22 protein-coding genes are annotated in these 19,948 nt (G+C 63.2%); 13 read left to right on the top strand and 9 right to left on the bottom strand.

Annotated features, from left to right (window positions below):
- Positions 1 to 5: 5 nt before the first annotated feature.
- A complete protein-coding gene (locus tag ACGYK7_RS10540) occupies positions 6 to 986 on the bottom strand; it encodes a DMT family transporter (RefSeq protein WP_394401940.1) in 981 nt (326 codons plus the stop codon).
- Positions 987 to 1,089: 103 nt separating this feature from the next.
- Between ACGYK7_RS10540 and ACGYK7_RS10535 the strand changes: the two genes are divergently transcribed.
- The 10 genes from ACGYK7_RS10535 to ACGYK7_RS10490 all read left to right on the top strand — a co-directional run bounded on the left by ACGYK7_RS10535 (position 1,090) and on the right by ACGYK7_RS10490 (position 9,738).
- A complete protein-coding gene (locus ACGYK7_RS10535; protein ID WP_394401937.1) occupies positions 1,090 to 1,614 on the top strand; it encodes a CoxG family protein in 525 nt (174 codons plus the stop codon).
- 63 nt (positions 1,615 to 1,677) lie between these two features.
- A complete protein-coding gene (locus ACGYK7_RS10530) occupies positions 1,678 to 2,607 on the top strand; it encodes an ABC transporter ATP-binding protein (protein WP_394401934.1) in 930 nt (309 codons plus the stop codon).
- A complete protein-coding gene (locus ACGYK7_RS10525; protein ID WP_067265544.1) occupies positions 2,604 to 3,365 on the top strand; it encodes an ABC transporter permease in 762 nt (253 codons plus the stop codon). The genes ACGYK7_RS10530 and ACGYK7_RS10525 overlap by 4 nt, the downstream gene beginning before the upstream one ends.
- 59 nt (positions 3,366 to 3,424) lie before the next feature.
- Positions 3,425 to 4,222, top strand: coding sequence for a S49 family peptidase (locus ACGYK7_RS10520; RefSeq protein ID WP_394401948.1), 798 nt, complete (start codon positions 3,425 to 3,427; stop codon positions 4,220 to 4,222).
- 167 nt (positions 4,223 to 4,389) lie between these two features.
- Positions 4,390 to 5,349, top strand: a complete 960-nt coding sequence (locus ACGYK7_RS10515; protein WP_394401931.1) for a calcium/sodium antiporter — start codon at positions 4,390 to 4,392, stop codon at positions 5,347 to 5,349.
- A gap of 12 nt (positions 5,350 to 5,361) precedes the next feature.
- Positions 5,362 to 6,141 carry an SDR family oxidoreductase gene (locus ACGYK7_RS10510; protein WP_394401928.1) on the top strand — a complete coding sequence of 260 codons (780 nt, stop codon included), beginning with the start codon at positions 5,362 to 5,364 and terminating at the stop codon, positions 6,139 to 6,141.
- 285 nt (positions 6,142 to 6,426) lie between these two features.
- Positions 6,427 to 8,295 carry an excinuclease ABC subunit UvrC gene (gene uvrC, locus ACGYK7_RS10505; RefSeq protein ID WP_394401926.1) on the top strand — a complete coding sequence of 623 codons (1,869 nt, stop codon included), beginning with the start codon at positions 6,427 to 6,429 and terminating at the stop codon, positions 8,293 to 8,295.
- An 85-nt stretch (positions 8,296 to 8,380) separates the two neighbouring features.
- A complete protein-coding gene (gene pgsA / locus ACGYK7_RS10500) occupies positions 8,381 to 9,046 on the top strand; it encodes a CDP-diacylglycerol--glycerol-3-phosphate 3-phosphatidyltransferase (protein WP_394401923.1) in 666 nt (221 codons plus the stop codon).
- Positions 9,046 to 9,291: a molybdopterin converting factor subunit 1 gene (moaD, locus tag ACGYK7_RS10495; protein ID WP_394401920.1), complete on the top strand. Its 246-nt coding sequence runs from the start codon at positions 9,046 to 9,048 to the stop codon at positions 9,289 to 9,291. The genes pgsA and moaD overlap by 1 nt, the downstream gene beginning before the upstream one ends.
- 3 nt (positions 9,292 to 9,294) lie before the next feature.
- The gene (locus ACGYK7_RS10490) at positions 9,295 to 9,738 is read left to right on the top strand and encodes a molybdenum cofactor biosynthesis protein MoaE (protein ID WP_394401918.1); all 444 of its coding nucleotides are present in this window, start codon (positions 9,295 to 9,297) and stop codon (positions 9,736 to 9,738) included.
- 9 nt (positions 9,739 to 9,747) lie between these two features.
- On the opposite strand, the gene ACGYK7_RS10485 is transcribed toward ACGYK7_RS10490, so the two are convergent.
- Genes ACGYK7_RS10485 through ubiA form a run of 4 tightly spaced genes read right to left on the bottom strand, consistent with a single transcriptional unit; the run spans position 9,748 to position 13,436 of the window.
- A complete protein-coding gene (locus ACGYK7_RS10485) occupies positions 9,748 to 10,143 on the bottom strand; it encodes a VOC family protein (protein WP_394401916.1) in 396 nt (131 codons plus the stop codon).
- A gap of 23 nt (positions 10,144 to 10,166) precedes the next feature.
- A complete protein-coding gene (locus ACGYK7_RS10480; RefSeq protein WP_007118939.1) occupies positions 10,167 to 10,490 on the bottom strand; it encodes a hypothetical protein in 324 nt (107 codons plus the stop codon).
- Positions 10,477 to 12,402 (bottom strand): OmpA family protein, encoded by a 1,926-nt coding sequence (locus ACGYK7_RS10475; RefSeq protein ID WP_394401914.1) that lies wholly within the window; start codon positions 12,400 to 12,402, stop codon positions 10,477 to 10,479. Before ACGYK7_RS10475 ends, ACGYK7_RS10480 begins: the two co-directional genes overlap by 14 nt.
- Before the next feature lie 59 nt (positions 12,403 to 12,461).
- Entirely contained in the window at positions 12,462 to 13,436 is a 975-nt protein-coding gene (gene ubiA / locus ACGYK7_RS10470; RefSeq protein WP_394401911.1) for a 4-hydroxybenzoate octaprenyltransferase, read from the bottom strand.
- A gap of 12 nt (positions 13,437 to 13,448) precedes the next feature.
- Here ubiA and ACGYK7_RS10465 point away from each other — a divergent pair, with 12 nt between their 5' ends.
- The 3 genes from ACGYK7_RS10465 to ACGYK7_RS10455 all read left to right on the top strand — a co-directional run bounded on the left by ACGYK7_RS10465 (position 13,449) and on the right by ACGYK7_RS10455 (position 16,182).
- Complete coding sequence (locus ACGYK7_RS10465) at positions 13,449 to 14,168, top strand: 16S rRNA (uracil(1498)-N(3))-methyltransferase (RefSeq protein WP_394401909.1); 720 nt, start codon at positions 13,449 to 13,451, stop codon at positions 14,166 to 14,168.
- A gap of 16 nt (positions 14,169 to 14,184) precedes the next feature.
- The gene (locus tag ACGYK7_RS10460; RefSeq protein WP_394401906.1) at positions 14,185 to 14,715 is read left to right on the top strand and encodes a hypothetical protein; all 531 of its coding nucleotides are present in this window, start codon (positions 14,185 to 14,187) and stop codon (positions 14,713 to 14,715) included.
- A 96-nt stretch (positions 14,716 to 14,811) separates the two neighbouring features.
- Positions 14,812 to 16,182 carry a glutamate--cysteine ligase gene (locus tag ACGYK7_RS10455; protein WP_394401903.1) on the top strand — a complete coding sequence of 457 codons (1,371 nt, stop codon included), beginning with the start codon at positions 14,812 to 14,814 and terminating at the stop codon, positions 16,180 to 16,182.
- A gap of 34 nt (positions 16,183 to 16,216) precedes the next feature.
- On the opposite strand, the gene plsY is transcribed toward ACGYK7_RS10455, so the two are convergent.
- The 4 genes from plsY to ACGYK7_RS10435 form a co-directional block, all read right to left on the bottom strand.
- Entirely contained in the window at positions 16,217 to 16,825 is a 609-nt protein-coding gene (gene plsY, locus ACGYK7_RS10450) for a glycerol-3-phosphate 1-O-acyltransferase PlsY (protein WP_394401900.1), read from the bottom strand.
- Positions 16,825 to 18,105: a dihydroorotase gene (gene pyrC, locus ACGYK7_RS10445; protein ID WP_394401898.1), complete on the bottom strand. Its 1,281-nt coding sequence runs from the start codon at positions 18,103 to 18,105 to the stop codon at positions 16,825 to 16,827. The genes plsY and pyrC overlap by 1 nt, the downstream gene beginning before the upstream one ends.
- 251 nt (positions 18,106 to 18,356) lie before the next feature.
- Entirely contained in the window at positions 18,357 to 18,890 is a 534-nt protein-coding gene (locus ACGYK7_RS10440; protein ID WP_394401895.1) for a hypothetical protein, read from the bottom strand.
- A 56-nt stretch (positions 18,891 to 18,946) separates the two neighbouring features.
- Entirely contained in the window at positions 18,947 to 19,894 is a 948-nt protein-coding gene (locus tag ACGYK7_RS10435) for an aspartate carbamoyltransferase catalytic subunit (RefSeq protein WP_394401893.1), read from the bottom strand.
- Positions 19,895 to 19,948: the final 54 nt, after the last annotated feature.

Raw genomic sequence — 19,948 nt, 5'->3', positions numbered from 1 at the left:
GCGGCTTAAGCCCGCCGCCCGCCCTGCAAACGGGTCACGCGCAGCGCCTTCTGGCGCTCGCGCAGGTAGACGAACAGGCCAGAGGCGAGGATCAGCGCGATCCCGACCCAGACCTCCCAGACCGGGAGGTCGCCGAAGATCACGAAACCCCAGAACACGGCCAGCGGCAGGCCGATATATTCGAACGGGGCCACGGTCGCGGCATCCCCCAGCCGGTAGGCTTGGCTCAGGCAATAGCCGATCAGCGCCACATTTAAGCCGATGCCGAGGAAAGTCAGGTAATCATCCTGTGCAGGCCAAACCCATGCCCTCAGCAAAAACGCCAGCGATGCACTGCTGTCGCCCGCCACAAAACGGCCATCGCCAGCAACCACGAAAAAGCCAAGCGAAACCACGATAAACACTGCCTGAATATAGACCGACAGAACCGAAGCCTTGGTGCTTACCCCCAATTTGCGCGTCATCAACTGGTTCAACGCATAGGTCAGCGCTGCCAAAACCGGTAGAAACAGCACCAGTCGTGACGCCTGCAAGGCGTCCCCGCCGGCCCAAGGCCGCTGCATAATGACCACGCCGACAAAGCCGACAACCACCGCACTCATTCGCAAAGGGCCGACCTTTTCGCCCAGAATAGGGATCGACAAGAGGGTGATAAACAGGGGTGCGGCAAAAAAGAGCGCCGTCGCTTCGGCCAAGGGCAGGGCGGCGATGGCCAAAAAGAAAGACATATTTGAAATCACGATGAGCAGCCCACGCAGCAGATGCAGCCCTGGCTGCCGCGTCTTGAGCAGATGAAGCCCGCCTTCGAGTTTGACCAGAACCAGCCCCAGCAGAATCCCGATGGCCGAGCGGGTAAAGACGATCTGATGCAGCGGATAGCCGCCCGACAGACGTTTGATCAGCATGTCATTGACCGAAATCGCGGCGACGCCGAGAAGGATCAGCCCGATCGCCAGTCCGGCGCGGTTTTGGAGGTTACTTGTCATGGCAAAGACCTATCAGCCCGGCGCGTAAGGTCCAGCGCTTTGACATTGGTTTGCACAGAATTACTCGCTAGACTGCTGCGATACGCCAAAGGGAGAGCCAGCCATGCAGATGTCCGACACCCGCCAGATCGCCGCCACCCCCGCCGAGGTTTACGCGGCATTGCTGGACCCGGAGATGCTGCAAACCTGCGTACCCGGGGCGCAGGATGTCTCAGGCTCGGCCGAAGAGGGGTATGACGCGACGGTGGTGCAAAAGGTCGGCCCGGTGAAAGCGACGTTCAAGGGCCATGTCACGCTCTCCGATCTGGTGCCGAACGAAGCGCTGACCATCACCGGCGAGGGCAAGGGCGGTGCTGCTGGTTTCGCCAAGGGCGGGGCGGAGGTGCGGCTGGCCGAAAAGGACGGCGGGACCGAGCTGAGTTACGATGTCGAGGCCAAGGTCGGCGGCAAGCTGGCGCAGCTTGGCAGCCGGATCATCGACGGTTTCGCCAAGAAAATGGCGGATCAGTTTTTCGACAACCTGCAATCCTCTCTCGAAGGCCCGGCTGTGGAACAGGAGGCGGAGGCGCAAGCCGCCGATGAAGACGCGCCCGCTAAAAAGGGCTGGTTCGGTCGCGCCAAGACCTGAAGGCATCTGTTCAGCCGGTGCAAAGCCGGTTAGGTTGCGCGCCTTACCAAAGCGGAGACGACCATGCCGACAATCGTGGATATTCAGAACCTGCGTAAATCCTACGCGGGCGGTTTCGAGGCGCTAAAAGGGGTCAATCTACAGATCGAAAAGGGCGAGATTCTCGCGCTTCTGGGCTCGAACGGGGCGGGGAAGACGACGCTCATTTCGACCATCTGCGGCATCACCACCGCGACCAGCGGCAAGGTAACCGTGGGCGGCCATGACATTCGGGATGATTTCCGCGCGGCCCGTTCGATGATCGGGCTGGTCCCGCAGGAGATCAATCTCGAACCCTTTGAGAAAGTCATCAACACGGTGCGCTTCTCGCGCGGGCTGTTTGGCCGTCCGGCGGATGAGGCGGTGTTGGAGAAAATCCTGCGGCAACTTTCGCTCTGGGACAAGAAAAACAGCCAGATCCGCGAGCTTTCGGGCGGGATGAAACGCCGCGTGCTGATCGCCAAGGCGCTGGCGCATGACCCCAAGGTGCTGTTCCTCGACGAGCCGACGGCGGGCGTCGATGTGGAACTGCGCAAAGACATGTGGGAGATCGTGGCGGGGCTGAAAGCCTCGGGCGTGACGATCATCCTAACCACCCATTATATCGAAGAGGCCGAGGCCATCGCCGACCGGATCGGCGTCATCGCCAAGGGCGAATTGCTGCTGGTCGAAGAGAAGCACGCGCTGATGGCGCGGATGGGCAAGAAGCAACTCGAAGTCCAGCTGACCGAGCCGATCACCGAAGTGCCGCTGGCGCTGCAATCGCCGGACGTGGAATTGTCCGCCGACGGGCAATCGCTGATCTACACCTATGACACCAATGCCGAGCGGACCGGCATCACCAAGCTGCTCTCCAAGGTCGCGGAAAGCGGTCTGGTGCTGCAAGACGTGGCGACACGGCAAAGCAGCTTGGAAGATATCTTTGTCGACCTGCTCAAGGAGGATGCGGCATGAACTGGACCGCGATCAAAGCCATCTACGCTTTTGAAATGGCGCGTTTCTTTCGCACCATCACGCAGAGCATCATCTCACCAGTGCTGTCGACCTCCCTTTATTTCGTGGTCTTCGGCGCCGCTATTGGCAGCCGCATTGATGAGGTCGAGGGCGTCAGCTACGGCGCCTTCATCGTCCCGGGGCTGATCATGCTCAGCGTCATCACGCAGTCGATCTCCAACGCCTCTTTCGGGATCTATTTCCCAAAGTTCATCGGCACGGTTTACGAATTGCTCTCGGCCCCGATCAATTTCTTCGAGATCGTCATCGGCTATGTCGGTGCGGCGGCGACCAAGGCGCTCTTTATCGGCACGATCATCCTGATCACGGCCTTCTTCTTTGTCGACATCACGATCCAGCATCCCATCGCCATGGTGGCCTTTCTGATCCTGACCTGCATCAGCTTCGCGCTGATGGGCTTTATCATCGGCATCTGGGCGGGCAATTTCGAGCAGTTGCAACTGGTGCCGCTGTTGATCGTCACGCCGCTGGTCTTCCTTGGCGGGTCTTTCTACTCGATCTCGATGCTGCCGCCGGTCTGGCAGGTGATCTCGCATTTCAACCCGGTGGTCTATCTGATCTCGGGCTTTCGCTGGGCGTTTTTCGGCGCGGCGGATGTGCCGATCATCACCAGCCTTGCCGCCATCGCGCTGTTTACGGCGCTTTGCCTCGGCGTGATCTGGTGGATTTTCCGCACCGGCTGGCGTCTGCGGGCCTGAGCCTAGGAAACTTGGGCCTCCGCCTTGTTTGCGCGGGGTGGGCGTTCTACATGAAGGGCATGAGAATTCGGCTGCCCTTCCTTAAATCCCCGCCCAGCGTTTCCGTAATCCGGCTTTCCGGCATGATCGGCGCGCAGGGCCGCGCGGTGTTGAACGATGCCACCATGGGTCCGGTCATCGAAAAGGCTTTTGCCAAGGGTAAGCCTGCCGCTGTCGCCTTAGAGATCAACTCTCCCGGTGGCAGCCCGGTGCAATCGTCGTTGATCGGCGCGCGCATCCGGCGGCTGTCCGAGGAAAAGAACGTTCCCGTCATCGCCTTTGTCGAGGATGTAGCCGCCTCGGGCGGCTATTGGCTGGCGGCGGCGGCGGATGAGATTTACGCGGACCCAAGCTCGGTTGTGGGCTCCATCGGGGTGATTTCGGCCTCCTTCGGGGTGCATGAGTTCATCCGCGAACACGGGGTCGAACGGCGCGTCTATACGGCAGGGCAGAGCAAATCCATGCTCGACCCGTTCCGCCCGGAAAACCCCGAAGATGTCGCCCGGCTGAAACTGCTGCTCGAAGACATCCATGAGAATTTCATCGACCATGTGAAGACCCGCCGCGCAGGCAAGCTGCCCGAGGGGCAAGACCTGTTTACCGGGGAAATCTGGCTGGCGAAACGCGCCGCCGAACTGGGGCTGATCGACGGGATCGGCCATTTGAAACCACTGCTGAAAGAGCGCTTTGGCGACAAGGTCAGGCTGCGCCGCTATGGTGTGAAGCGCGGGCTGTTGTCGCGTTTTGGCGTGCAGATGATGCAGGACGCGGTGCAGGGCATAGAGGAACGCGCGGCTTTCGCGCGGTTTGGACTCTAGCCCATGGTTTTCAAGATCGTCCTGCTGTTTCTGGTGGCCATGGGCCTGCTCGCTTGGTTCGGAAAGATGCATTGGCTGGGGGGCAAGCGCCTGACCCGGTCCAAATGCCGTGACTGCGGACGTTACCGTATTGGCAAAGGCGATTGTGCCTGTAAGGGAGGGCGTTGATGCTGATGCCATGGCTACTTTCGGGGCTTGGCCTCGTGATCCTGCTGTTTGCGGGGGATGCACTGGTGAAAGGGGCGGTGAACCTGTCACTGCGCCTTGGCGTGCCCGCGTTGATCGTCAGCCTGACCATCGTGGCCTTTGGCACCTCGGCGCCGGAGTTGCTGATCTCGGTCAAGGCAGTCGTGGATGGGGTGCCGGGGCTGGCGCTTGGCAATGTGGTGGGGTCGAATACGGCCAATATCCTGATGGTGCTGGGCATTCCGGCGTTGTTGGCGACGATGCACACATCGGAATGCAGCACCCGCAAGACCTATAACCAGATGATCGCGGCCTCGCTGTTGTTCATCGTGCTGGCCTTCCGCGGCGTCTTTGACTGGATCGCGGGGCTGATCCTGCTCGCCGGTCTGGCCTATATGCTTTACGATGCGTTCGGCGATGCCAAGGATCACCGCCACGCCTGCCGCAGCGGTGTGGCAGAGGAAGAGGAGGAGCCCGAAGGCGCGGACCCCGATATGGCGGGCTGGCAGATCGCGATGTTCCTGATCCTCGGGCTGATCGGCCTGCCCTTGGGGGCGAGCCTGTTGGTGGATAACGCCACGATCATCGCCCAGACCTACGGCGTCAGCGACACGGTGATCGGCCTGACGTTGGTGGCCGTGGGCACGTCGCTGCCAGAGCTTGCGACCACGGTGATGGCGGCGCTGCGGCGTCAGGCGGATGTGGCGCTTGGCAATGTGATCGGCTCCAACATGTTCAACCTGCTGGCGATCATCGGCATTGCGAGTCTTGTCGGTCCGATCTCGGTCGACGAAGCCTTCCTGCGGATCGACCTGTGGGTGATGCTGGGCGCGTCGCTTTTGCTGATCCCCTTCGTCTATCTGGGGCGCGATATCACGCGGCTTTGGGGCGTGGTGCTGAGCGCGCTTTACGGGCTATATTTGTTTATCATCCTGATCTGAGGAGGGCGGCAGATGCGGCGGGCATTGGTGACCGGAGCCGGGCAACGTCTGGGCCGCGCCATGGCGCTCTACCTCGGGCAGCGCGGCTTTGACGTGGCGGTGCATTATGCCACCTCGCTTGACGGGGCCGAGGCGACCGCCGACGAGATTGCGGCCATGGGTCGCCACGCCGTGGCCCTGCAAGCCGACCTTCTGGACGATGCCGCAGCCGCGGCGCTTTTGCCCCGCGCGGCCGAAGCGCTCGGCGGGCCGATCACCTGCCTTGTGAACAACGCCTCTATTTTCGAGCAGGACGATATCGCCAGCGCCACGCGCGAAAGCTGGGACCGCCATATGGGCAGCAACCTGCGCGCGCCCTTCGTCTTGACACAGGCGATGGCGGGGCAGGGGCTGTTGCCTGAAACCGACGCCGGGGGCGAGCCGCGTGCCAGTGGTTTGATCGTCAATATGCTCGACCAGCGGGTGCGCAACCTGACGCCGGAATTCACCACCTATACGATCGCCAAGATGGGCCTATGGGCGATGACGCGCACCAGCGCGCAGGCGCTGGCCCCCGCGATCCGCGTGAATGGCATCGGGCCCGGCCCGACCCTGCAAGGCCCGCATCAAGACCCCGAAGACTTTGCCGCGCAGCGCCGCGGCACGGTTCTGGGCCGCGGCGCGAATCCCGAGGATATCACTGCGGCACTGGGGTATTTTATCGATTCGCCGGGGGTCACCGGGCAGCTTATCTGCACGGATGGGGGAGAGCATTTGCAATGGGAAACAAGCCTTAAAAGCCCCCGAAACTGACGCACATGCGGGAAGTTTTGCACGTCCTTAACCTATGTAACCAAAGTGTTACCGAAACCCTTTTGTTTTCAGGGGCTTGTTTCATGGTAAACAAAAGAATGAGCAAAATCAGGATATTATGGCTGCGCCTAAAAATTAGGCAAATCAGCGAACCATGTTAAAAACAAAGAGAAATCCAAGATGCCCAGAAGTTATCGTCAGAGTTATCCACATGTTTGGTGGACATGTTAAAGCTTGCCCCTATTGCCGTCCTATTGCAGCGAAGCACGAGAATCAGCGCCTGAGATGACCACGCCCAACGACAGCCCTCCGCCGCAAGGCCGAGAGGTGATTCAAGCCTATCTGAAGTCGCTCGATTCCTCGCCGGGCGTCTACCGGATGCTCGATTCGGAAAGCCGCGTGCTTTATGTCGGTAAGGCGCGGAACCTGCGGGCGCGGGTGTCGTCCTACGCGCGGCCCACGGGCCATTCGGCGCGGATCTCGCGGATGATCGCCAATACCGCCTCGATGATGTTTCTGACCACCAAAACAGAGACCGAGGCGCTGCTGCTCGAACAGAACCTGATCAAGCAGCTCAAGCCCAAGTTCAACGTGTTGCTGCGCGACGACAAGAGCTTTCCCAATATCCTTGTCACCGCCGATCACGATTACCCGCAGATCAAGAAACACCGCGGCGCGAAAAAGGAGAAGGGCAGCTACTACGGCCCCTTCGCCAGCGCGGGCGCGGTGAACCGGACGCTAAACCAATTGCAACGGGTCTTTTTGCTGCGGGACTGTTCCAACGCGATGTTCGACAGCCGCACGCGGCCCTGTTTGCAGCATCAGATCAAACGCTGCTCTGCCCCCTGCGTCGGCAAGATCTCGGCAGAGGATTACCGCGAGACCGTGCGCGATGCCGAACGGTTCCTCAGTGGCAAGTCGACGGATATTCAAGGCCGATTGGCGCGGGACATGGAAGAGGCGTCAGAGGCGATGGAGTTCGAACGCGCCGCCGCCCTGCGCGACCGGATCAAGGCGCTGACGCAGGTTCAGACCGCCCAAGGCATCAACCCGCAGGGGGTGAATGAGGCCGATATCATCGCACTGCATATGGAAAGCGGGCAGGCCTGCGTTCAGGTCTTTTTCATCCGCGCCAACCAGAACTGGGGCAACCATGACTACTATCCTCGGATCGGGAGCGAGATCGACGCCGCCGAGGTGCTGGAGGCTTTCATCGGCCAATTCTACGACACCCGCGAACCGCCCCGGCAGTTGATCCTCAGCAACGAGATCGAGAACCCCGATCTGATGGCCGAGGCGCTGAGCGGCAAGTTGGGCCGTAAGGTCGAACTGCTGGTGCCGAAACGGGGTGAGAAGGCCGAACTGGTCGATGGGGCGCTACGCAATGCGCGCGAAAGCCTTGCCCGCAAGATGGCCGAGACGGCGACCCAGACCAAACTCTTGCAAGGGCTGGCCGATGCTTTTGACCTGCCCAAGCCGCCCGAGCGGATCGAGGTCTACGATAACTCGCATATCCAAGGCACCAATGCGGTCGGCGCGATGATCGTGGCGGGGCCCGAAGGCATGATGAAAAACCAGTACCGCAAGTTCAACATCCGTGGTGACGATCTGACCCCGGGCGATGACTTCGGCATGATGAAAGAGGTGCTGCACCGCCGCTTCAAACGGCTGTTGAAGGAAGACCCGGACCGCAGCCGCGGCCTTTGGCCCGACTTGCTGCTGATCGACGGCGGCGCGGGGCAGGCAAGTGCCGTGGCCTCTATCATGGCGCAGCATGGGGTCGAGGATATTCCCATGGTCGGCGTGGCCAAGGGCATCGACCGCGATGCGGGCAAGGAAGAGTTCCACCGCGTCGGCAAGCGCCCCATGGCCCTGCGCCACAACGACCCGGTGCTTTATTTCGTGCAGCGTCTGCGCGATGAGGCGCACCGTTTCGCCATCGGCACCCACCGTGCCAAACGGGCCAAGGGGGTCAGCGCCACGCCGCTTGACGACGTGCCGGGCGTTGGCGCTGCGCGCAAGCGTGCGCTGCTTGCGCATTTCGGTTCGGCCAAGGCAGTGAGCCGCGCGAACCTTAGCGATCTCAAGGCGGTCGAGGGCGTGTCGGATGCGCTGGCAGAAACCATCTACGGCTATTTCCATGAAAAAGGCTAGGGCGGGCCGCCCCGTGGTGGCGACGGCCTGCAGGCGGGGCGGTTTCGTCCTTTCAGCCACGAACGGCGCAAGATAGGATAACGTCATGAAATGGAATTTGCCCAATATCCTGACCCTGCTCAGGCTGGTCGCGGCCCCCGGTGTGGCGGTCATGTTTCTCTATTTTACGCGCCCCTATGCCGATTGGTTCGCCCTGCTGCTTTTTGTCGGGGCGGCGGTGACGGATTGGTTCGATGGCTACCTTGCCCGCGCTTGGGCGCAGGAAACCAAACTCGGCGCCATGCTCGACCCGATTGCCGACAAGGCGATGGTGGTGATCGCGCTGATGGTGATCGTCGCCTTCTCAAGCTGGTCGCCGTGGTTGGTCTTGCCCGCCACGCTGATCTTGTTTCGCGAGGTCTTTGTTTCGGGCCTGCGTGAGTATCTGGGCGATGTGGCCGGCACGTTGAAGGTGACGCAACTGGCCAAATGGAAGACGACGTTGCAGATGATCGCCATCGCGGTGCTGTTTTCGCAGGGCGTGTTCGAACATTACCTCGGGATGAGCGTTTTCGGGATGGACCAGCAAATGATCGAAGCGATCCTTGATGGCGAGGTCGAGGATCATCTGGGGCTGGGCTGGAAACTCGCCGGAATGGAATGGGCCGGGCTGCTGGGGCTGGCGCTGCTCTGGGTCGCCGCGGTGCTGACCGCCATCACCGGCTATGACTATCTGCGCAAGGCGCTGCCGCATCTGAAGGAGCCACGCTAATGGATGTTCTGTATTTCGCATGGGTCCGCGAACGCATCGGCCTGCCCCGCGAACAGGTCGAAAGCCAAGCCGCCACAGTGGCCGAATTGGTCGAAGAATTACGGGGCCGAGAGGAGCGCTACGAAATGGCTTTCTCCGACCTTTCCGCGCTGCGGGTCGCCGTGGATCAGGAGTTGACCGATTTCGATGCCCCGTTGCAAGGCGCGCGCGAGGTGGCGTTCTTCCCCCCGATGACCGGGGGCTGAGCGATGCGTGTTTCGGTGCAGGAGGCGCCCTTTGATCTGGGCGAGGAAGCCGCGCGCTTTGCCAAGGGCGAGGGAAGCAGTGGCGCGATTGTGACCTTCACGGGCGTGGTGCGCGACAATGATGCGGGCACGCTCAGCGCGATGGAAATCGAGCATTACCCCGGAATGACCGAAAAGGCGCTGCGTGAGATTGCGCAGCGAGCGATGGCGCGGTTCGATCTGCAGGATGCGCTGGTGATCCACCGCTACGGGCGTCTGGTGCCGGGGGAGCAGATCATGATGGTCGCCACCGCCGCGCGGCACCGCCGCCATGCCTTTGAGGCGGCAGAGTTCTTGATGGATTACCTCAAGTCCCGCGCGCCCTTTTGGAAGCGCGAGATCACGGCAGAGGGCGACACTTGGGTCGCCGCAAAGGACGAAGACGAGGCGGCGCTGGAGCGTTGGTGAGCCTTCGGCTCAGGCGAAGCGGCCACCTTTTTCGATAACTTCGATCTGGTAGCCATCGGGGTCTGCCACGAAAAAGAACTTCGCCACAGTCTCTCCGGCGGGGCGGAAATCCACGATCTCGCGCGGGGTGGCACCGGCCTTGATCGCGGTCTCGCGCGCGGCTTCGAGGTCGTCGACCACGAAGGCCAGATGACCATAGCCATCGCCCAGATCGTAAGGGGTCTCGCGGTCCTTGTTGACGGTCAATTCCAACTCGAATGCGCCCGTGGCATCGCGCAGGTAGATCAGGGTGAAGCCGTCGAAATCCAGACGGTCCGCAATCTGTAGCCCGAACACGTCTTCGTAGAATTTCACCGATGCCGCCTCATCAAAGACGCGGATCATGGAGTGGGCGAGTTTGGCCATGGCAGGGCTCCCAAGGTCTGGGGTCAAGCTTTCTGACGTTCGATATAGGCGCGCATCTCCTCGGCCTCATGGCGGGCGTCGCGCAGCCCGTCCATCGCGGCGCGCAACTCAGCCTCGGTCTGGGCCAGTTGATTGGTCAACTCGGCCTCGCGTTGTTGCAAATAAGTGATCGCCTGATCGCGGGTTTCCTCGGCCTCATGCAGCTCTTGGCTCATCCGGTCCAGCTGGGCCACATCGTCGGCGGCCACGCGGGTAAAGCGGTTCAGCAGCCAATTGGCGAACCATCCCATGCAGAAGGCCACGAAAAGAATGATGGCTGTTGCCAGGACAAACTCAGTTCTGCTCATCACCGCTGCCTTCTTCGGTTTCGTCGGATTCCCCGATCTCTTCTGCCGTGGTATCGCCCGTTTCTTCGGCAGATTCCAGCGCTGTTTCGTCTTCGGGCGTCTCGGCCTCGGGCTGGATCAGGCGGAATTCGATGCGGCGGTTGGCTTCGCGGCCCTCTTCGGTCTTGTTGTCTGCGATCGGGTTTTCCTCGCCATAGCCCTTGGCCACGAAGGAGGAGGTCAACACCCGGCGCGCGCGCAATTCGTTCAAAACCGATTCCGCGCGGCTTTGCGACAGCGACAGGTTCATCGATTCGCGGCCCTGACTGTCGGTGTAGCCCTGAATCTCCAGCCGGATGTCGCCGCAGTTTTTCAGCACTTCGGCGATATCGTCCATCGTCCCGAGCGCGGAGGCGTCGATCGTGGCGCTGCCCGGCTCAAAGGTGATCTTGCCGATCTTCAGGATCTCCCGGATCTCGGCTTCGCATTCTTCGGGTGTCGGCAGGCCCGCGATGGGGTCGAGCTTTTCTTGATAGGTGATGTCGATGCTGTAATCGGCGCTTTCGCCCAGTTTGTCGGCCAAAAGTGAGGCGACGGCGGTATTGGCGTCCTTTTTGCCGGTATTGCCCATCACCTCAAGCCGGTCCGGCGTGACTTTGACAGAGCCGTTTGCAAGGGAGGCCATGGCCTCAAGCCCGGTCAGGACGCGGGTGGCCCAATCGCCCGGCAGGGTCTCGTCCAGCCGCGCGGCGGTATAGACATTGGCCGAGCCGAAATGCGATTTCGCGTAGCTGTCGGCCAGATCGCGCAGCCCCTCGGTCGAGAGCCGCCCGCGCAGTTGCACCTGCCCCTCGGGCGAGAGGGTCGCGGTGAATTCGGGCGGGCCTGCGTCGGGGTCTTCGACCTTGGGCAGTTTCGCAGTGAGGGCAAAGACATCGGGCAGGGCGTTTTCCAACTCCCCCACAACGCGGTCGAATGTGTCGGACGCGGTGCCCGGCGCGGCCAGCAGGGTGATGTCCGCATCCGCAAAAGAGATGCTGCCTTGGCCCAGGCGGCGCAGCGCGTCGATGGTCAGCGCCACGGCGCGGCCCCAGTTCGGGCTGGGCACGCCCAGACCGATGGTGCAGTCGGCGCTCTCGGGCGCACCGGCGGTGATCCCCGCTTTCAAGATACGGTCGGCGGCGGTTTCGGTATCGGCAGAGCAGGCATCGAAACGCGCGCCTTCTTCGTCGATCTCAAACCGCAGGGTAAAGGGGGTGATCACCGGGCGCGGGGCCGCGATGTCCAGCCGCAGCCGCAGGCTGGGCGGGGCGGCGCGTTGCAGTTTACGTTCCATCTGCGCCTTGGCGGCGGCGCTGTCGGCGATGGCGGTGATGGTCACGCGCCCCGCATCGACCGAGGCTTTGGCCCGGGGCAGGTCGGCCATCGCCTGTACGGCAAAGCTCAGCGCGTCTTCCCAGCCTTCGGGCGCGGGATAATCCGCGGATTCCAGAAGGTCGGTGACCGAGGCGTCGCCTGCCATGGCGCCAAAGGCGTCGATCACCGCCTCGCGGTCGGTGCTGGTGGGGATCAGGCCGATGATCGAGATGCCCGCGTCATTGCGCAGCACCTCGGCAGAGAAACGCGGCGGGGCGATGCCGGATTGGGCCTCGACCTCCATCTCGTCGATGACGCGGGCGGCGTCGACCACGGTGCCTGCGGTCGACAGGGCGCGAAAGCGCACGGCCTCGGTCGGCGCAATCCCGGCGAGGGTGACCTGCAAGCCATCGGCCTGCACTTCGGCCCATGTCATGCCCTGCGCGTCCAGCGCGTCACGCACGCCGATTTCCGAGGTGTCTTCGATCAGCTGCACCGAAAAGCTCGCCGCCACCAGAGAGACCACCGCTGCGGCTGCAAAGGTCAGGGCGATCGTGAAAATGGCGGAGAGGCGCATGGGCGGTCTTCTGGTTGTTAAGCTCAAGACTTGATACGCGCGTCCTGCCGGGGGTGCAATCAGGCCAGCAGGCTTGCCGCGAAAAACAACAGCGGGATCACGCCGGTATCGCGGTTGGCCCGGAAGAGCTGCAATAGCTTGGCGTTGTCCTTGGTATCCAACCCGCGCAGTTGCCATGCCATATGCCATCCCATCGCCCAAGGCCCGCCAAGGGCCAGCGCCAGCGCCAGCACCGAGGCTTGGGGCAGCCCGGCATAGATCACGGCAATTCCCATCAGCCCCACCGTGGCCATCAGAAAGCGCCGCAGCCATTTGCCGGAATTCTCACCAAAGAGCCGCGCGGTGGATTTCACGCCGATCAGCGCGTCGTCCTCGGCATCTTGATGGGCATAGATCGTGTCATAAAACAGCGTCCAAGCGATGCCCGCGAGGTAGAGCACCACGGCGGGCGCATGCAGCGTGCCTGCATGGGCTGTCCAAGCCAGCATTGCGCCCCAGTTGAAGGCGAGGCCAAGAAAGACCTGCGGCCACCAGGTGAAGCGTTTGGCGAAGGGATAGACAGCCACCGGCAACAGCGCCAACACGCCCATGGCGATGGCCGCTTGGTTGAAGGACAGCAGGATCAGCAGCGCCAGCAGCATCTGCCCCACCATCCACGCCAGCGCCTGTTTCACCGAGACCGCACCCGAGGGGATGGGCCGCAGCCGGGTGCGGGCGACCTTGCCGTCGATATGCCGGTCGGTGATGTCGTTCCATGTGCAGCCTGCGCCGCGCATCAGGAAAGCGCCGATGGCGCAGCCCGCGAAGATCCACAGATCCTCCCACCGCGGCGACTGGTCGAAGAGGATCGCAAGGCTCAGCCCCCACCAGCAGGGTAGCAGCAACAGCCATGTGCCGATGGGCCGATCCGCGCGGCTCAGCCGCAGGTAGGGGCGTAGCCCCGCCGGGGCGTGACGGTCGACCCAATTGTCGGCCACCGCATCGGCAACAGGCGCATCGGGCGTAGCATCTGGCGAAGGCGGCTGGTTGTGCATATATCTGGCCCTATGAACGCGAAAATCAGATTGTATGTAGATCAGCCCTTGGGGCAGGGGCAAACGGTTCCTTTGGCGCGCGAGCAGGCGCATTACCTCTTTGGGGTGATGCGGCTCACGGTCGGGGCCGGGGTGCTTTTGTTCAACGGGCGCGATGGCGAATGGCTGGCCGAGGTGGCCGAGGCGGGCAAACGCGGCGGGGTGCTGACCTGTGTCGAGCAGACCCGGCCTCTGCAAATGCCGCCGGATCTGTGGCTGCTCTTCGCTCCGATCAAAAAGACCCGCACCGATTTCATCGTCGAAAAGGCGGCTGAGATGGGGGCCGCGCGGATCGTGCCGGTGATGACCGAATTTACCAATGCGGGCCGCGTGCAGCAGCCGCGCCTTCAGGCCCATGCAGTCGAGGCCGCAGAGCAATGCGGCGGCACCTATGTACCGGAAGTGGCCGAGGCCGAGAAGCTGGGCCGGCTGCTGGATCAGTGGGACAGCAGCCGTCAGATCATGTTCTGCGATGAGGCTTTGGCCGGGGAGAGCGGCGCGCTGCCGTCGGGCGCGCAGGGGCCGTGGGCCATCCTGATCGGCCCCGAAGGCGGCTTTTCCGAGGGCGAGCGCAAACGGCTGCACAGTTTCGATCACGCCCATGCGGTCACGCTCGGCCCGCGCATCCTGCGGGCCGATACGGCGGCGGTGGCGGCGATGACCATGTGGCAGCAGGCCTTGGGAGATTGGTGATGCGAAGGGTGGCCCGATGAGTTTCCTGCGCCAAGGCGCCCGCGACCAGCTTTGGCGCTGGCGCGAAGCGATTGTCGGCGGCGGGCTGATGGCCCTCGGTCTCTGGTTGGTCGCGGGGCCGGGTTTCTTGCTGGCGGTGCCGGGCTATGCGGCACTGGCGGGCGGTGCCGCGCTGATCTGGCTCGGCGTGCAACGCGCGCGTTTTCGCGGGCAGGGCGATGGTGCGGGCGCGGTGCAGGTCGTCGAGGGGCAGGTCACCTACTTTGGCCCGCTGACCGGCGGCACGGTCGCCCTGCGCGAGTTGCAGCGGTTGAGCCTCGACCGGCAGATGTTTCCAGCCCATTGGCGGCTTGAGCCGCGCGACGATGAGACGCCTTTGCTGATCCCGGTGAACGCCGCAGGATCCGAGGCGCTGTTTGACGCTTTCGCCGCCCTACCGGGGCTGCGCACCGAGCGGATGCTCTTTGAGCTGCGCAAGACCCGCCATGACGCCGTTGTGATCTGGGAGCGCGCGCCGCTGCGCCCGGCGCATGTCTTGCTGCATTGACAGCCCCGGCAATTCCGCCCATCCCTGCTAGACGCGACGCCATGTCGACATCTTAGAAGACACCCAAGACGACCCTTCAAAACGGAGCCCTCGCATATGTCCATTCCTCAATCCGGCGGCGGCCCGATCGAACATCACGACCAGATGGCGCAGTATCTGGCGGACGGCTGCAAGCCGCGCGAGCAGTGGCGCATCGGCACCGAGCATGAGAAGTTCGGCTATTGCAAGGACACACTCAAACCGCTCCCCTATGAGGGGGAACGCTCGATCCGGGTGATGCTGGAAGGGCTGCGCGACCGTCACAATTGGTCCCCTGTCGAAGAGGGTGGCAAGCTGATCGGGCTTGAGAAAGACGGGGCCAACATCAGTCTTGAACCGGGCGGCCAGTTGGAACTCTCGGGCGCCCCGGTCGAGACCATTCACGAGACCTGCGACGAGGTGAACACCCACCTGCGCGAGGTGAAGGACGTGGCCGATGAGATCGGCGTGGGCTTCATCGGTCTGGGCGCCGCGCCCGAGTGGTCGCATGAGCAGATGGATCTGATGCCCAAGGGCCGTTACAAGCTGATGGACGGCTATATGCAAAAGGTCGGCACCATGGGGACCACCATGATGCGCCGGACCTGTACCGTGCAAGTGAATCTCGATTTCGCGAGTGAAGCCGACATGGTGCAGAAGATGCGCGTCGCCGTGGCCATGCAGCCCATCGCCAATGCGCTTTTTGCCAATTCACCCTTCCTCGACGGCAAGCCCAACGGCGTGAAATCCACGCGCGGGCTGGTCTGGCGCAATCTGGATGACGCGCGCACGGGCATGATCCCCTTCGTTTTTGACGAAGGCTTCGGGTTCGAGGCTTGGGTGCAATATGCGCTCGATGTGCCGATGTATTTCGTCTACCGCGACGGCAAATATATCGACGCGCTCGGTCAATCCTTCCGCGACTTCCTGAAGGGCGAGCTGCCCGCGCTGCCCGGCGAGAAGCCGACGCTGAGCGATTGGGCCGATCACCTCACCACGCTCTTCCCCGAAGCACGGGTCAAGAAGTTCATCGAGATGCGTGGCGCCGATGGCGGCCCGTGGCGGCGGCTCTGCGCCTTGCCGGCCTTCTGGGTTGGGCTGATGTATGACCAAAGCGCGCTGGATGGCGCGTGGGATTTGGTCAAAGGCTGGGATGCCGAGACACGGGAAGAATTGCGCATCGCCGCCTCTACCCACGGCCTTCAGGCCGAGGTGGGCGGGCTCAAGATGCATGATCTGGCGCGCGAGGCCGTGGCCCTGTCAGAGGCGGGGCTGAAGGCCCGCGCCCGTCCCGGCGCCGGTGGGCTGGTGCCGGATGAGACGCATTTCCTCAACGCTCTGCGCGACAGTATCGAGACGGGCCGGGTGCCTGCCGACGATCTGCTGGCGGATTACCACGGCCCATGGAACGGCGATCTGAGCCGTATCTACGCCGAATATTCCTACTGAAGGGTAAAGAGGCTGATGCCGCCCAGGGGCGGTGTCAGCCTTTCTGGCCGATGCGCGATTCCGTACCTGCGCGGATCCGGCGAATATTATCGCGGTGCCGCCAAAAGATCAGCAAGGTCAGGGCGATGCCCAAAAGCAGCATTTCCCCGTAGCCGAGGAAAATCAGCAAAAAGGTCGAGCTTGCCGCCGCCGCCAGTGCGGATAGGGATGAGATGCGAGAGAGCGCTGCCGTGGCCAGCCAGACCGCACAGCAGGCCAGCCCGACCGGCCAAGCCAGCGCCAGCATGAGGCCCAAAAAGGTCGCCACACCCTTGCCGCCACGAAAGCCCAGCCAGACCGGGTAGCAATGGCCGATCATCGCACCAAGCGCCGCCGCCTGCGCCGCATCTTCGCCCGCGAAGGCACGGGCCAGCAGCACCGCCACGGCCCCCTTGGCCCCGTCCAACAACAGCGTCAGCGCCGCCGCCTTCTTGTTGCCGGTGCGCAGAACATTGGTCGCGCCGATGTTGCCCGATCCGATATCGCGCAGGTTGCCCAGCCCCATCAACCGCGCCAGCAACATGCCAAAGGCGATAGAGCCGATGACATAGCCTGCCAGCGCCCAGAAAAGGATCAATTCGACGGAAGTCTCGATAGGGGGCATCAATTCGCCTCGTAAACGCAGGAACCTGCTACATAAGTTGCCACGACCTTACCCTGCATCCGCATCCCGTCAAAGGGCGTGTTGCGGGATTTCGACCGCAGCGTCGCGCGGTCCAGCACGAAGGGCGCGTCGGGGTTGAAAAGGACCATATCCGCAGGCGCGCCCACGGCAATCCGCCCGCCGGGCAGGCCGAGGCGTTTGGCCGGGTTCAGCGACAGCGCGCGCCAGAGCGTGGGCAGGTCCATCATCTCGGCATGGACCAGACGCATCGCGGCGGGCAGCAACGTCTCCAGCCCCACCGCGCCGCTGGCGGCTTCCTCGAAGGGCAGGCGTTTGCTCTCTTCGTCCTGCGGGGTGTGCATGGAACAGATGATGTCGATCAGGCCGCTGGCCACGGCTTCGACCACGGCAAGGCGGTCTTCCTCATCGCGCAGCGGCGGCTTTACCTTGAAGAAGGTGCGATAGTCGGCCACGTCGAGCGCGTTCAACGTCAGGTGGTGGATGCCGACACCGGCGGTGATGTCGAGCCCGTTGCGCTTGGCGCGTTCCAGCGCGGGCAGGGCGCGGGCGGTGGTGATCTGGTCGGCGTGGTAGCGCGCGCCGGTCATCTCGATCAGTGCGATGTCGCGGTCCAGCCCCATCCGCTCGGCCATGGGCGAGACCGCCGGAAGCCCGCGCAGTGAGGCGAATTTGCCGGAGGTGACGGTCGCCCCCTTGCTCAGCCCCGGATCCTGCGGGTGGGCGATGACCAGCGCGCCGAGGCTGCGGGCATATGTCAGCGCGCGGGAGAAGACCTTGGTATCCGTCACCACGCGGTCGCAATCGGTGAAGGCAGCGGCGCCGGCGTCCATCAGAAAGCCGATCTCGGTCATCTCGCGCCCCTCGCGGCCCTTGGTCAGCGCGGCCATGGGCACGACATTCACTGGGGCGGCTTCATTGGCGCGGCGGGTGACGAATTCGAGGGTCTCGGGGCTGTCGATGGCCGGATCGGTGTCGGGGCGCGTGACCATGGTGGTGACCCCGCCCGCCGCCGCGGCAAGGCCCGCAGAGCGGTAGCTTTCCTTGTGGCGCTCGCCCGGTTCGCAGACTTTCACGCCAATATCGACGATACCGGGGGCGAGGATATGACCGCCGCAATCGACCAGTTCCGCGCCCTCGGGCGCTGTGGCTCCATCGGCCAGCACCTCGGCAATCACCCCGTTGCGGACCAGAACCGCAGCAGGCTCAAGCGTGCCTGCCTGAGGGTCGAGAAGGCGCAGATTGGTGAAGAACTGGGTCATGGGCGGGCCTTTGATGCGATAGCGGATGCGCCGCTGTCATGCCCCAAATCGCCCCCCAAACCAAGCGGTCTTTTGGGCGGGTGCCCCCCGTTCTGACCGCTAGCCGCCAATCCAAATCATCAGCCCGACCACGCCGAAGGCCACCAGAAGGGCGACTATGGCGATACGGCCAGACATCTTGGGATCGTGTTCAGGTTCTTGCATGGGCCAGATGTAGCCCGCCAGCCCCGAGGGTGCCAGCGGTTTTCGTCTTAGGCCAGCAGCCACCAGATGATCAGCAGGATCAGCGCGACAACGGCCACGATCACCATCGTCTTGCCGCCGCCGCCCTTGGCGGGCTCAGTTGGAGAGACCCGGGGGATGCCAGTGTAGGGCTGCGCGGCTTCGGCCTCCATCGCCTGCACGGGCGTGTCGGGGCCGCCTTCGGTATAGGTGCCGATATGGGTCAGCGCCGGGATTGGGGCCAGCTGCAAAGATTGCCCGGCGAAAGCGCGGGAGTAGACGATCATCACCCAACCGTCGAGCGCGGCAAGCTTGCTGCGGTCCGTCTCGATCTGCTCGGGGTTCACGCCATTGCCGTCGCGCAGATAGCCTGCAAGCCCCAGTTGATCGAGGTCGGCCACCCGAAAGACCTCTGTATAAGCCCCGTCGATCCGCTCGACCCCGAGGGCTGCGGCCTGCGCGGTCTCATCATCGCGCATCGCCCGTGCCTCGGCATCCGAGAGCGAAAGGGCATAGACGCGGACCTTGCCAGCTTCTTGCGGGGCGACTTCTGTATGGGGCATGACGGCTTCCTTTGACTGTTCTCAGGAAAACGCCGCCCGGCCCTTCGGGGTTCCGGTCAGGCCGCGCCGGGTTGGGCAGCGATGTGGTTGCGCGCCAGCAGGTCCATCGCGGCCATGCGCACGGCGACGCCCATCTCGACCTGATCTTGAATGACGGAACGGTTGATGTCGTCGGCCAAGGTGCCGTCAATCTCCACCCCGCGGTTCATCGGGCCGGGGTGCATGACGATGGCCTCGGGGCTGGCATGGGCAAGCTTTTCGGCGTCGAGCCCGTAGCGGTGGTAATACTCGCGCTCCGACGGGATAAAGCCGCCGTCCATCCGCTCTTTCTGAAGCCGCAGCATCATCACCACGTCGACACCTTCGAGCCCCTTTTTCATGTCGTCGAAGACCTCGACGCCGAACTGGTCGATCTGGCTGGGCATCAGGGTCGGCGGGCCGACAAGGCGGATGCGGTTCTCCATCTTGCCCAAGAGCAGGATGTTCGACCGTGCCACGCGGCTGTGCGCGATATCGCCGCAGATCGCGATGCTGAGCCGGTGCAGCCGCCCCTTGGCGCGGCGGATCGTCAGCGCATCGAGCAGCGCCTGCGTGGGGTGTTCGTGCCGCCCGTCGCCCGCGTTGAGCACGGCGCAGTTCACCTTTTGGGCCAGCAGGTCCACCGCGCCGGATTGCGGGTGGCGCACCACCAGTAGATCGGGGTGCATGGCATTCAGCGTCATCGCCGTGTCGATCAGCGTCTCGCCCTTTTTGATCGAGCTTGCCTGCATCGCCATATTCATCACATCCGCGCCAAGGCGTTTGCCCGCGATCTCGAAACTCGCCTGCGTGCGGGTGGAATTCTCGAAGAACATGTTGATCTGCGTCAGCCCGCGCAGTGCGTCGGAGTGCTTTTGCGGCTGGCGGTTCCGGTCGGCATAGGTGTCGGCCAAATCCAGAAGGGTGGTAATGTCGGATTGCGAAAGCTGCTCGATGCCAAGCAGGTGGCGATGGGCGAATGACATGGTGGCGATCCCTTCTGCTGTTGCCGCCTTATAGGCGCGGGGGGCTTGGCGCGT

This window comes from Sulfitobacter sp. 1A15299, assembly GCF_043556915.1.
Classification (GTDB): Bacteria; Pseudomonadota; Alphaproteobacteria; order Rhodobacterales; family Rhodobacteraceae; genus Sulfitobacter.
Note: the sequence above shows the minus strand (reverse complement) of the source record. Positions and strands in the feature narration are given on the sequence as shown.